This window comes from Psychrobacillus insolitus, assembly GCF_003254155.1.
Taxonomy (GTDB): Bacteria; Bacillota; Bacilli; order Bacillales_A; family Planococcaceae; genus Psychrobacillus; species Psychrobacillus insolitus.
On record NZ_QKZI01000005.1, the window covers coordinates 137195 to 149906 of the forward strand.

The window sequence follows — 12712 nt, forward strand, 5'->3', positions numbered from 1 at the left end:
GATTCTCAATATCAACTAAACGTGGGATTTCGATTTTTCTCATAGTTAAAAGGAATTTAGCACTAACTATAAAATATATAAATAATAGTATTCAAAATATTAATAGTTAAGATATGGGGTATTAAGATATAAAAATAACCCAAGCTATAATAAGCTTGAGTTACTTCACACTATTTGCATTCAACAAGGGCTTTTCATATGTATAAAATTGGTTTTGAACGTATTGACAGAAGTTTATCTCTCTTTGTGACAGCATTTTTTGAGGATTCGATACAATTGCATTTTGGCGTTTAATACAAAGTCCGTGAATCGACGTCGCTACAATCTTTCCCTGATTTAAAATTGATTCTATTATTTTTAGAGGTAAAAAAGAAACTCCTATATTAGATACTACCGCTTGCTTAATAATTTCAAAATTTGTCATTTGCATATACTGCACATTTAGATTCTTTTGATCAATTTTATCTTTGATTAACTGTTGCAAATACAAATTTTCTGGCAACAATAGCGTCTGATTTTCTAAATCTCGTGCATAGATCAATTTTCTTCCCGCTAATGGATGATCGCAGGACATTATTAAAAATAATTCCTCTTCAAATAACAAGTCAACTTTATATGCTTGTTGAAATTCTGAATCATTCTCATATACTGGCATAATCGCAAAATTTGTCTTCTCATTAAGTAACTTTTCCTTAAGACTTTCATAGCAATTGCTTTTAATTGAGAACGACTGCTGTTCAAATCCTTCTAAATTAAGAGGTAAAATAGTCGTGAAAAATTTTTCTGCTATGTAATGACTTACATGTACAGAAAGTGGAGAATCTACTTGATGCATTTCTTGCAACATTTGCTTATCTAGTAATAACATTTTCTTAGAATATTGTAAAAAGACCTCACCTTGCTCAGTCAATTCGATCTGTCTATTTTTACGTTGAATTAACACCGTCTTATATTTTTCTTCTAACTGCTGGATTTGATGACTAATTGTCGGTTGTGAACAAAACATTCTACGGGCCGTTTCTGTAAACGAACGACATTCGTCTAGAACAATAAACATTTGCATTTTATCTAGCATATAACTGACTCCTTTATAAGTTAATACTTTATGTGATAATGATTATCGTTATCATTATATCTTACCACTCGTAACTTCTGATGTCGATTACAATAGTTCTATGAATAATCATCGACATTAACCTACAAAAAAACCAAGGGATGCTCAATTCCCTTGGTTTCCATTTATACATCCATACTTTCCAATGCTAACAATTTCTCTTTCATTTCTAATCCGCCTCGAAAACCAGTTAATGCGCCGTTCTTTGCTACTACCCGGTGACAAGGAATCGTCATTAATACTGGATTTGCACCAATCGCTGCACCAACTGCTCTCACCGCTTTTGGATTTTGAATCATATTTGCAATATCCGAATATGATTTCTTCTCTCCATATGGAATTTTCGTCAGCGCATCCCAAACCGCCAATTGAAAAGCGGTTCCTTTTAAATCCACTGGTATCGTAAATTCACTGCGTTCACCATCTAAATACGCTTGTATTTGATTTGTATAAACTTCTACTACTTCATCATTACCTACTAACGCAAGCTTCGGAAAGCGTTTTGTCAGCCACGTTTCCATTTCTTCAAATGGTTTATTTGGTGAACCTATGTAACACAGTCCTTTTTCAGTTGCTGCTATATATAATTTCCATTCGTTATGAATGAAAAGCTTCCAAAATATTTTATTCATCAGAAAATACCTCCTACTTGCATATACTTGTATCATAACAAAAAAGTTTGAAACATTCTTTCAACCTATTACGTATAGAAGGAAGAATATAAAAACAAAGAGATGGGAGTATACATATGACCTTATTCATTGATCAAGTAACAAAAAAATACCAAGACTTTGTAGCTGTAGATAATCTGTCTTTCACGATAGAAAAAGGTGCAATTTTTGGATTAATCGGACAAAACGGTGCCGGTAAAACAACTACATTTCGTATGATTTTAGATCTTCAAGAAACAACTGAAGGAAATATTACATGGAATGGAACACATATCAACTCTATTAATCGAGACGTTTTAGGTTATTTACCTGAAGAACGGGGTATCTTCCCTTCCATGACTGTAGAAGATCAGCTTTATTTCTTTGGAGAGTTAAGAGGTCAGCAAAAAAAGAAGCTTAAAAAAGAAGTAGATTATTGGATTGATCGTTTTGAACTGGAAGATAAACGAAAAGCAAAGGCCGAAACTTTATCGAAAGGGAATCAGCAAAAAGTCCAACTCATCGCTAGCTTTATTCACAAACCCGAATTTCTCATTTTGGATGAGCCATTTAGTGGATTAGACCCTGTTAACATGGATTTATTAAAAAACGCAATTTTAGAGTTGAGAGACAACGGAACAACGATTCTTTTCTCCAGTCACCAAATGGATAATGTAGAAGAGCTTTGCGATCATCTTTGCTTATTAAAACGTGGGGTCTCTTTGTTCACAGGTAGTTTACTAGACTTAAAAAAACAATACGGGAAAACAAAATTGACGATACGAACAGAAATACCAAAAGAAGTATTAGAAAGACTTGAAGGCGTGAAGGAGATTCACGTCGGCAAGGATCAATACACGCTAACTTTGATAAACGAATCGTATGCACAGTCTATTTTTGACTTTGTGTCTAATGGAAAATATATCGAGAAATTTAGTTTAGATTATTTGTCTTTAGAAGAAATTTTCAAAGATAAGGTTGGTGGTACACATGTCTAAATTTTGGCTGCTCGTCAAGCAACTATATAAACAAAAAGTGAAAGCAAAATCATTTATTTTCTCTATCGTACTTTATATAGCAGTTATTAGTGGAGTCATGTTTTGGTCCGATATTAAAGAGGCCTTCTTCCAAGATGAAGCTATGCAAATTGCTTTAGTTAATGAAACAAATGCAGAGCTAGAAGGGTTATTTGAGTCTACAAGTGATATTGAATTTACATTTCCAAATGAAGATATAGCTGATTTAGAAAAGCAGGTCATTGACGGGGAGTATGCCGCAGCAATTTTTGTCAAAGATCAAGAAAATTCATTGGCCGCAGAAATCGCTACATTCGAACCACTGACATTTAATGATCAGTTAAGTATATCTTCTATACTGCAATATGCAGGCAAACTATATGAAGTCCAACAACTAAATTTGACTGCTGAACAGGCAGAAAAAATTCTTCAATCCGAAACGGTTATTTCAATGAAAAATTTAAACGAACAATCTGTTAGCGGTAAAAGTGAGGACGAAAAAGCTGCCGGTATAGGTGCTTCGTTCTTAGTTGGATTTTTAATCTATTCGTTTGTCATGACATTCTTATCTATGATTACAACGGAAGTCGCTTCTGAAAAAGGATCGCGTGTATTAGAAGTATTACTTGCAAGTGTGAAGCCGGCCACTCATTTTATGGCTAAACTGACAGGAATATTCCTTCTTGCATTAACCCAAATTGCAGCATTACTAATTATTCAAGGACTATTATTTATGTTCATCGATGGCGGCTCAAAATGGGATCTCGTAATGGAGATAGCCAATGAATTATCCTTGACTTATATTGGATATGCAGTCGCGTTTTTATTGTTAACTATTATTCTTTATCTAATCCTTGGAGCATTACTAGGCTCTCTTGTTTCCAAAGTAGAAGAAGCTGGCCAAGCAATGATGCCTGCTATGATGCTTGGACTTACTGGATTTTATGTATTAATCTCAGGAATGGCTAGTCCCGATACTATGCTCATAAAAGTATTTTCATATATTCCATTCACATCTGGAATGGTTATGCCACTTCGAATTGGGGCAACAGATCTCGCGGCATTCCAGCCAATGCTATCCATGCTTATATTAATTGGAACAGTTATACTGTTGTTCCTACTAAGTCTATCGTTCTATAAACGAAGTGTACTGACATACAGCTCAGGCGGAATCATTCAAAAAATAAAAACAGTTCTTAAAGTAACAACCTAATATTTCTTCAAAAATCGTGAAAGCTATTCGCTTTTGCGATTTTTTTGGATTCAAATCAATTTTTCTTGCATAAAATAATTCATGAAAGAAGGGATGCGGATATATGTGTGGAATAACAGGTTGGATACATTTAAAAAAAGATTTACGAAACGAAATGCCAATTGTGGAAAAAATGACTGAAACATTGAAAAAACGTGGACCAGATGATCATAATATATGGCATGCCCCTCACGTACTACTAGGTCATCGTCGTTTAACCGTAGTGGATCCAATTGGTGGAAAGCAGCCTATGGTCAAAACAGTTCAATCTAACCAATATACACTTTCGTATAATGGGGAACTGTATAATACAGAAGATCTACGAAAAGAATTATTAAAGCGTGGTTATTCTTTTTCCGGGCATTCAGATACGGAAGTGTTATTAACCTCTTATATCGAATGGAAAGAAAAATGTATAGACCATTTTAATGGAATTTTTGCTTTTGCAATTTGGGATGACCTGGAACAAAAGCTTTTTATCGCTAGAGACCGACTAGGTGTTAAACCCCTATTTTATACAGAAAAAAATGGTAGTTTCCTCTTTGGGTCAGAATTAAAAGCTCTCTTGGCACATCCAGATATTTCGGCAAAAATAAACCGTGCAGGCTTGTCCGAAGTTATCGGTTTAGGACCATCTCATACTCCTGGATCTGGCGTTTATGGAGGCATCAATGAATTACGCCCTGCTCATGCACTTACCTTCACCCGAGATGGTCTTCATATTTGGCGCTACTGGAACGTAGAAAGCAAACAACATACAGACTCATTGGATGAAACTACTGATCGTGTTCGTTTCCTAGTAACGGACGCTGTAGAACGACAACTCGTATCAGATGTACCCCTTTCTACCTTTTTGTCAGGTGGCATAGACTCCAGTATCATCACAGCAATTGCAGCGAATGCATATGCGAAAGACGGCAAAGGACCTCTTCACACATACTCCATTGACTACGAAAATAATAGCCAACATTTTCAAGGGAATGCTTTCCAACCCAGTCAAGATGCGCCTTGGATACAAAAAGTATCTGACTATCATCATACAAATCACCATTTTTCCGTCATAAGTCAAAATGAATTGGCTGAATACTTAACCGAAGCTGTCCACGTTCGAGATCTCCCTGGGATGGCGGATATTGACTCTTCGCTCCTTTGGTTCTGTAAAGAGATAAAGCAAGATTTCACGGTCGGTTTATCTGGAGAATGTGCGGATGAAATATTTGGTGGATATCCTTGGTTCCATACAGTAGCTGAATCTGAGAATGAATTCCCTTGGATTCGTTCTCAAAATGAGCGCAACTCTTTACTCAATGATAGCTGGCAAAAGAAGCTTCACATAGATGACTATATACAACATGCATATCTAACTTCTATTGCAGAAACTCCCCAGTTAGAAGGTGAATCTGCAATCGACCGTAAACGCCGAGAATTATTTTATCTGAATATGACTTGGTTTATGACCACTTTACTAGAACGTAAAGACCGAATGAGTATGGGAGCAAGTCTCGAAGTTCGTGTTCCATTTGCAGATCATCGTTTAGTCGAATACGTCTGGAATATTCCATGGGAGTATAAAATGGTTGGCAATCAAGAAAAAGGTATTTTGCGAAAAGCACTTCAAGGAGTGCTTCCCAAAGACGTTCTTCAACGCAAAAAAAGCCCTTATCCTAAAACACATAATCCCGTTTATTCGGAAAAAATACAAAGCATGTTAAAAGAACAATTAAAAGATAAAAATTCCGTTCTTCATGAACTTTTTCATGCAGAGCGTCTAACTGATTTAATCGATTCTAACGGGTCTGCATTTAAAGCTCCTTGGTTCGGCCAGTTGATGTCTGGACCTCAGTTATTAGCATACTTAGCTCAGATGCATATTTGGTTTAAAGACTATAACGTTCAGCTTGTAGATTAATTAGAAAAGCGGAAGCGCCTATTACTGCGTAAGGCAGGCAAATGGGCGTTTTCTGTTCACTTTGGACCAAACTGTGTCCTGTCCCTGTTTCAGACTCAAACGTTTCATAGGCTTGTGGCTGACTCCTGGGCGCGATCATAAAAGCCATCCCAAATATTTTGATTTGCATGGCCCTGAATCATCAAAAATAAATTAGACACCTACAATTGCTACATGTTTAACTTTTCTATTTAAATTTTTAATCCTGATTTATAAAATATAGCAAAATGACTATACGACTTATCCGAAAATAAGTGCCAAAAGAGACTTTTCTCCTAGATTTGTACTTATTTTAAAATATGTCGTATGTGGATTTTGGCCATTTTTGAGGTTTGGGAGTTTTTTTGGGTGGGTTCGTTTTAGGAGTACTTTCTTGTTTTAGCAACATTCCCACTTTTAGTTTGTAAATCTTGCAGCTCCTCTCTTCTTAACAAAAGCTTCTACACGATGACTAAAAAGGGGTTATCCTAAAGAATAGGATAACCCCTTTTACTATTTGCTATCTATTTCACGAAAGTAAGACGCAACAAACGGTATTAGATAATCAATAATTGCTTCATTCGGATTTAACTTTGCATGATGCAGTCCATAAGGTGAATCTACCCCTGCCCAAAATAACACCCCTGGAATTTCTTCTAGAAAGAAACCGAAATCTTCACCTGTCATTGCAGCGCCACAAAGAATTCCATTCGTTGACGAATCTTGCTCAGCAAATGCTAAAAACTCAGTTGCAAGTGTTTCATCATTTTTTACTTGATAATAAGTAAACCCAAAATCAAGCTGTATTTCACAATCAAATGCAATTTCAGTTGCTCGACATAATGACTCAATCTTCTCTTTAATAATCGTCATCGTTTCTGCATCCATTGCTCTAAAGGTTCCTTCTAATCTTGCCTTACCTGAAATAATGTTTTGAACAGTGCCTGAGGTCATTTTCCCTATTGTTACAACAGCTGGTTCCATTGGGTTTAACGTTCGGCTCACAATTGTTTGTAACTGAAGGAGAAGTGTTGCAGCCGCAATGGACATATCTCTAGATTGATGAGGGTATGCTGCATGGCCTTCTGTTCCAATTAAATCAATAAAAAGCTCTGATGTATTGGCAAATAACAGACCCGGACGAGTTGCAACAGTTCCTACAGGATATTCAGGTGCAATGTGAAATGCGAAAATTTGATCCGGAATTAGCTCTGGATGCTCAGACTTCAACCACTCTCTCATTGGAAAAGCTCCGCCCGGTCCTTCTTCAGCTGGCTGAAAAATAATCACGATATGATCATTTATTGGATTTTCCACAAAGTTTCTTAGCAATCCTATTGCAATCGTCATATGCACATCATGACCACAAGCGTGCATTTGACCTTCATGCTCTGATTTAAAAGCAAGACCGGTAGCTTCTGGAATTGGTAGGCCGTCAATATCCGTTCTCCAGCCAATTGTTTTATTCCCTTGCAAACCTTCTACTTTTACAACAATTCCTGTTTTCCAGGGAATGATTGTAAGTCTATCTTGGGGTAACTCAAGAATTCGTTCAAGTAAATAAGCATTCGTTTTTACTTCTTGAAAGCCAAGCTCAGGAATACGATGCAAATCACGCCTAATATCTAGTAAAGATTTCATACAGCACCTCTTATAATTGACGTAGTTCTTGCATAATTTCTGTTTTAGATCTTGTTTGATCATCGATATCTTTAATTACTTTTGCAGGCATACCAGCAACTACCGTGTACGGGGGAACATCTTTTGTTACTACTGCTCCAGCAGCAACAACCGCACCTTTACCAACTCTGCAGCCCTCTAATACAACTGCATTTGCACCGATTAATACATCATCTTCAATTATTACTGGCAATGCAGATGGTGGCTCAATAACTCCAGCAAGTACTGTTCCTGCTCCAATATGACAGTTCTTCCCTACTGTTGCACGTCCTCCAAGAATAGCACCCATATCAATCATAGTACCTTCTCCAATAACAGCACCAATATTAATAACTGCACCCAACATAATAACCGCATTGTCTCCAATACTCACTTGATCACGAATAATAGCACCTGGTTCAATACGTGCATTAATGCCTTTTAAATCTAATAATGGAATAGCAGAATTTCTACTTTCATTTTCAATAACAAGGTCTTCAATTTTCTCTTTATTTGCAGTCAGAACTGGTTCAATTTCAGACCATTCACCAAATAAGACAGCTGAGTTTCCTTCTCCAAATACTTTTGTATTTTCGCCAAAAGGTAACTTATCAATTGCTTGCCCTTTTATATATACCTTCACTTTTGTCATTTTTTTTGCATGTTGAATATAAGAAATAATTTCATGTGCGTTCATTTTTCATTCTCCATTCCTTCTTAAAACATGTGCTAATTGTACAGGAATTATTGTGAAAAATCACTTATTATCAAGCGTTTTTATCTAATTTTTTGAAAAGTAAATCATTATACCTGAATGGATATTTAGAAAGTCTAATGCTCAAAATCCAAGCTTATTACTTGTTGAATTCTAGCTCATTTTGACAATTTCCCGGGAAATAGCAAGATAAAAAGATTAATTTATTTACATTCTCGACATTTAATCATATAATGAAAATAAATCCCATAAGAAAAGTAGGTTTTAGTATGAAAACAATTCCAAAGCCTTTAGTAATGGCCAATCAATGGACTATTGTTTTATCTGTCATTATTGCGCTTATCACACAATCTGCGTGGATTTTACTCATTCCATTAATCGCAAATCTCTCTAGTCTCTTGACTGGATTCCATCCAATTTTAGTAGTTGTAAAACGCTTTTTATCTAAGCCAGCAAATCAATATATTCAAGAGGACCGTGCGCAACTTCGATTCAATCAGTGGTTAGCTGTTGGCTTTTTATTTGTTGCTAGTCTTAGTTTTATATTAAACCAGATAGTATTATTTAATATCGCAACTGTTATGGTCGGTTTAGCAGCACTCATCGCAATTTTAGGATTCTGTGTTGGCTGTTTCGTTCGTTTCCAATACCAACAATGGAATTATAGAAGAAAAAATACAGTGTCATGAAAAAAACCAATCTTATGTATTAAAAAAGAAAGCTAAGAATAAATCCTTAGCTTTCTTTTCTATTACTCTCCCAAGTCTACGTTATGGTAAACCTGTTGAACGTCTTCTAGATCTTCTAGTGCATCAATCATTTTTTCAAATTGTGCAAGGTCATCTGCGTCTAATACTAGATCATTTTGCGCAAGCATTGTTAGCTCAGCTACAGTAAAATCTGTAACTCCAGAATCTCTTAATGATTCTTGTACAGCATGAAATTGGTCTGGTTCTGCATAGACGATTACTGCATCTTCTTCTTCTTCTAAAATGTCACGAGCATCTACGTCCGCTTCCATCAAGATTTCTAACACATCATCCGCTGATTTCCCTTCAATCCCAATGACAGCAGTTGCGTCAAACATATAAGCAACCGAACCACTTACACCCATATTACCGCCATTTTTACCAAATGCAGCTCTTACATCAGATGCAGTACGGTTTACGTTATTTGTTAACGCGTCTACGATTACCATAGAACCTCCTGGACCAAAACCTTCGTAACGAAGTTCATCAAAGCTCTCTTCCGATCCACCTTTTGCTTTTTCAATCGCTTTATCAACAATATGCTTTGGCACACTGTATGTTTTTGCACGCTCTAATACTACTTTTAATGCTTGGTTAGAAGTAGGATCAGGTTCACCTTGTCTTGCAGCAACGTATATTTCACGTCCAAATTTCGCATAAATACGGCTAGTATTTGCATCCTTGGAAGCTTTCTTTTCTTTGATATTATTCCACTTACGACCCATAAAATCCCACTCTCTTCCAATTAAATTTATACTGTAATATTATACATGAATTTTGCATTAAGTAGCAAAACTATTACATTAACTTCCAATACTTCTCAGTTGCTCGGGTATAAATCTCGTAAAAACGTAATAGATTGGTTTATCAATTCTTTGAGAACTTCTACGTCAATATCATCTACTTTGTTTATATACACGCATGATTTCCCTGAAGTATATTTACCAAATCTCTTTAATGTTTCTTCGCGTTCCGTGTCACCAGTTGCAAAGTACAGACTAATTTTTGCTTTTCTTGGAGAGAAACCAACCAGCGGCGCATCCCCTTCATGACCAGTTGCATATTTATAATGATATGTTCCAAATCCAATAATACTTGGTCCCCACATTTTGGCCTCAAATCCTGAAGTTTCCTCAAAAATTTCTAGAAGTTTATATGCGTCCTTCCGCTTTTTCGGACTGTCTACCTTTTCAATGAACTCCACAACACCATGATCCGTTTCCTTTGTCTTCTGCTCATACCTTGCCAATTAGCACCTCTCCTTTCCAATCTACCGTTATTACTAAAAGAAAAAGAGCCTATTCTTAAAAGAATACAGACTCTTCTCATTTTATTTAGTTGATTTTAATAAGAATCCACCGTTAAATCTAGATGGCTCATAAGAAATGATGAAAGCTTTTGGAGACAATGATTTAATATAATCTTTTAGCTTTATTTCATTTTTACGTTTTGCTAATACTTTCATACACAGTCGTTTGCCATCTTTCCCATCCGCTACCCATGATGTTACTCCATAGCCTTTTGCTCTAATTTGAAGAGGTAGTTCTATTTCTAAAGAATCAACAATTACATCAAATACGACATAACCTAGCGCTAAGCGACTTTCAATAATACTTCCACAATATACTCCTAATCCAAAACCAATACAGTAAGCAACCATATTCCATGGATTGTCTAGGTTATCAAGTACAATCGTTAACCCCATAAGATATATAAACACTTCTACCGTCGATAATAATGACGCAACAACTTTATAGCCTTTGATAACCATAATAAGTCGTAAAGTAGTAAGAGTCATATAAACAACATTTATAATGATGATTAATAAAATAATCGAAAAATCCATACTATTTTTCACTTCTCCCTTTTGTACAATGACTTTCTTCCATCTTTCAAGTCATTATACAGGAGTTCGCATTTAATGGAATTAGGTTTACTTAAATTTTACATAAATAGAGCATTTGTCTTACTTTTTATAATAGACTCGAGAAACAAGTAAACCAACAATTCCCAAAACGATGAAGAGAAGCGCCTTGATTGGCACAGTTACAAATGAAATATCAAAAAGTATTATTTTTGCAAGGGTGAAAAATAAGATTCCCACACCTACGTACTTCCCTTGTTGCAACGAAAGTCGACCACTCAATAGCATGAATAAAACTGCCGTTATAATCCATAATGCGCTAGTAAATACACGTTCTAAGTTACTTCCAACGTCACCTGCCACTAGTGAACCAATCATATATAAAAAATATAAAAACAAAGCTGCAAAATAAGGCACCCCAATATTTCGAACGACCACGCTTTGCTTGTTATTAAGTGAAATATAATACACTAAAAAACTCGTTCCTACTAAAAACACAATCCAGTGGAGCATTCCCCATGATAACCAATCGTCAATTGAATAATTGGAGATATACATCAACGCGAAGAAATAGGCTATTGTAGCAAGAATTATGTGAAGCGTGTTATTGAATTTTTTATAAACATATAAATAGACGAGACTTAAGCCAATTAGTCCTTCGAAAAACAAGTCTTCTAATTGAAGCTGTACGAGATATAGCAAGGCTAAGGATGCATTCGCAATGAATATTGGTGTCCGTATGACATCCTTTTGGTATTTATACAAGCATGCACCATATATAAGTCCAATTATTACGATAATAATAGATGCTTCGTTGGTCGTGAAAATAAGTTCAATCCAAATCAACGAAACTAGCATGACAGAAAAAAGTGTGTATGCTAAATCTCTTAACATCTGTTTGGAAAGTAAAATTCCAATTAGTAACGCACCTTGCTGTACGAAAACAGGTAATATATAAAGCAATTTATGTTCTTCTAAATTCCCTGAAAACAAAGTAAAGGTGATCAATGCAATTTGTAGGAATACTACAGAAACATAGAATAACAATTTATAACCAAGCCTTAAAGCAATCCATAAGAATAGCGTAAAGAGAATGGCTTCATAAAAAGAAAAAACAGCTATATTCGGTGAAGTACTCTTTATTAAAAATGGTACAAATACTCCTCCAACAGTAGAAACTATTCCGATACCCTGTGATTTATAACGATACGTAAAGAATAACCCTAACATAATCCATAGAATATTTAACAAAAAGGAAGTAGTAGGTCCTGTCATAGCATACAGTTGATGCATAGCAAAAGTGGTCAGCATCAATACAGGGATAGCTCCTCCTAAGAGCATTTGCCCCAAACTTTTGCGACTTTGTTTTATTTGCCACACACCTAATCCAATTAACACCAATCCAACCACATATCCTAGCATTACTTTCACTGGTGCAGTTAAAATACCATAATCAGAAACAGCTTTAAAGCCCCAAAGAACTCCGATGATAAACACAACAATAAATAATGGCGGGAGGATTTTTTGGAAAATAAGGATATCCCATTCTACAGGTTTTTTCTCTGCCTGGGTTACATATTGTTGCTGTTGCTTATCCGGATAAACAATTGAGCTACTGAGCTGTAATCCCTCTTCTAAAAGACGAACCCGCTCTTCTAATTGTTCTAGTCGCTTTTCCATCATTTTATTCTCTTCCATATAATGTCTCCTTTTGTTGTGACCTCTTACTCTATAGTATTAGACAAATGGTGAGAATATCCTTTATT

Annotated in this window: 12 protein-coding genes; 4 read left to right on the forward strand and 8 right to left on the reverse strand. The window is 35.7% G+C overall.

From position 1 onward, the window contains the following. Positions 1-160 precede the first annotated feature (160 nt). Together C7437_RS12105 and C7437_RS12110 are read right to left on the reverse strand one after the other, a co-directional pair. A complete protein-coding gene (locus C7437_RS12105) occupies positions 161-1075 on the reverse strand; it encodes a LysR family transcriptional regulator (RefSeq protein ID WP_111439988.1) in 915 nt (304 codons plus the stop codon). A 164-nt stretch (positions 1076-1239) separates the two neighbouring features. Further along, positions 1240-1746, reverse strand: a complete 507-nt coding sequence (locus C7437_RS12110) for a methylated-DNA--[protein]-cysteine S-methyltransferase (protein ID WP_111439989.1) — start codon at positions 1744-1746, stop codon at positions 1240-1242. Positions 1747-1862: 116 nt separating this feature from the next. On the opposite strand from C7437_RS12110, the gene C7437_RS12115 reads away from it, so the two are divergent. From C7437_RS12115 to asnB, 3 genes are all read left to right on the forward strand, one after another. Next, on the forward strand, positions 1863-2762 hold the full coding sequence (locus tag C7437_RS12115; protein WP_111439990.1) for an ABC transporter ATP-binding protein: 900 nt from the start codon (positions 1863-1865) through the stop codon (positions 2760-2762). Next, complete coding sequence (locus C7437_RS12120; RefSeq protein ID WP_111439991.1) at positions 2755-3993, forward strand: ABC transporter permease; 1239 nt, start codon at positions 2755-2757, stop codon at positions 3991-3993. The genes C7437_RS12115 and C7437_RS12120 overlap by 8 nt, the downstream gene beginning before the upstream one ends. 103 nt (positions 3994-4096) lie before the next feature. Beyond that, positions 4097-5941 carry an asparagine synthase (glutamine-hydrolyzing) gene (gene asnB / locus C7437_RS12125; RefSeq protein WP_111439992.1) on the forward strand — a complete coding sequence of 615 codons (1845 nt, stop codon included), beginning with the start codon at positions 4097-4099 and terminating at the stop codon, positions 5939-5941. 531 nt (positions 5942-6472) lie between these two features. Here asnB and C7437_RS12130 read toward each other — a convergent pair. Together C7437_RS12130 and dapD are read right to left on the reverse strand one after the other, a co-directional pair. Continuing rightward, positions 6473-7600, reverse strand: coding sequence for an N-acetyldiaminopimelate deacetylase (locus C7437_RS12130; RefSeq protein WP_111439993.1), 1128 nt, complete (start codon positions 7598-7600; stop codon positions 6473-6475). A 10-nt stretch (positions 7601-7610) separates the two neighbouring features. Then, entirely contained in the window at positions 7611-8315 is a 705-nt protein-coding gene (dapD, locus tag C7437_RS12135; RefSeq protein WP_111439994.1) for a 2,3,4,5-tetrahydropyridine-2,6-dicarboxylate N-acetyltransferase, read from the reverse strand. Positions 8316-8602: 287 nt separating this feature from the next. On the opposite strand from dapD, the gene C7437_RS12140 reads away from it, so the two are divergent. Next, positions 8603-9022 carry a DUF4395 domain-containing protein gene (locus tag C7437_RS12140; RefSeq protein WP_111439995.1) on the forward strand — a complete coding sequence of 140 codons (420 nt, stop codon included), beginning with the start codon at positions 8603-8605 and terminating at the stop codon, positions 9020-9022. 62 nt (positions 9023-9084) lie between these two features. On the opposite strand, the gene C7437_RS12145 is transcribed toward C7437_RS12140, so the two are convergent. The 4 genes from C7437_RS12145 to C7437_RS12160 all read right to left on the reverse strand — a co-directional run bounded on the left by C7437_RS12145 (position 9085) and on the right by C7437_RS12160 (position 12644). Then, positions 9085-9807, reverse strand: a complete 723-nt coding sequence (locus tag C7437_RS12145) for a YebC/PmpR family DNA-binding transcriptional regulator (protein ID WP_111439996.1) — start codon at positions 9805-9807, stop codon at positions 9085-9087. A 95-nt stretch (positions 9808-9902) separates the two neighbouring features. Beyond that, positions 9903-10331 (reverse strand): DUF1801 domain-containing protein, encoded by a 429-nt coding sequence (locus tag C7437_RS12150; protein ID WP_111439997.1) that lies wholly within the window; start codon positions 10329-10331, stop codon positions 9903-9905. An 81-nt stretch (positions 10332-10412) separates the two neighbouring features. Next, the gene (locus C7437_RS12155; protein ID WP_111439998.1) at positions 10413-10928 is read right to left on the reverse strand and encodes a DUF2179 domain-containing protein; all 516 of its coding nucleotides are present in this window, start codon (positions 10926-10928) and stop codon (positions 10413-10415) included. A gap of 120 nt (positions 10929-11048) precedes the next feature. Next, the gene (locus C7437_RS12160) at positions 11049-12644 is read right to left on the reverse strand and encodes a DUF2339 domain-containing protein (protein ID WP_111439999.1); all 1596 of its coding nucleotides are present in this window, start codon (positions 12642-12644) and stop codon (positions 11049-11051) included. Positions 12645-12712: the final 68 nt, after the last annotated feature.

What these genes read in the sequence shown, in the direction of transcription:
- C7437_RS12145 (WP_111439996.1), bottom strand. Translation starts at nt 9,807, where the DNA reads ATGGGTCGTAAGTGGAATAATATCAAAGAAAAGAAAGCTTCCAAGGAT.
- asnB (WP_111439992.1), top strand. Translation starts at nt 4,097, where the DNA reads ATGTGTGGAATAACAGGTTGGATACATTTAAAAAAAGATTTACGAAAC.
- C7437_RS12130 (WP_111439993.1), bottom strand. Translation starts at nt 7,600, where the DNA reads ATGAAATCTTTACTAGATATTAGGCGTGATTTGCATCGTATTCCTGAG.
- C7437_RS12115 (WP_111439990.1), top strand. Translation starts at nt 1,863, where the DNA reads ATGACCTTATTCATTGATCAAGTAACAAAAAAATACCAAGACTTTGTA.
- C7437_RS12105 (WP_111439988.1), bottom strand. Translation starts at nt 1,075, where the DNA reads ATGCTAGATAAAATGCAAATGTTTATTGTTCTAGACGAATGTCGTTCG.
- C7437_RS12110 (WP_111439989.1), bottom strand. Translation starts at nt 1,746, where the DNA reads ATGAATAAAATATTTTGGAAGCTTTTCATTCATAACGAATGGAAATTA.
- C7437_RS12155 (WP_111439998.1), bottom strand. Translation starts at nt 10,928, where the DNA reads ATGGATTTTTCGATTATTTTATTAATCATCATTATAAATGTTGTTTAT.
- C7437_RS12120 (WP_111439991.1), top strand. Translation starts at nt 2,755, where the DNA reads ATGTCTAAATTTTGGCTGCTCGTCAAGCAACTATATAAACAAAAAGTG.
- C7437_RS12160 (WP_111439999.1), bottom strand. Translation starts at nt 12,644, where the DNA reads ATGGAAGAGAATAAAATGATGGAAAAGCGACTAGAACAATTAGAAGAG.
- dapD (WP_111439994.1), bottom strand. Translation starts at nt 8,315, where the DNA reads ATGAACGCACATGAAATTATTTCTTATATTCAACATGCAAAAAAAATG.
- C7437_RS12140 (WP_111439995.1), top strand. Translation starts at nt 8,603, where the DNA reads ATGAAAACAATTCCAAAGCCTTTAGTAATGGCCAATCAATGGACTATT.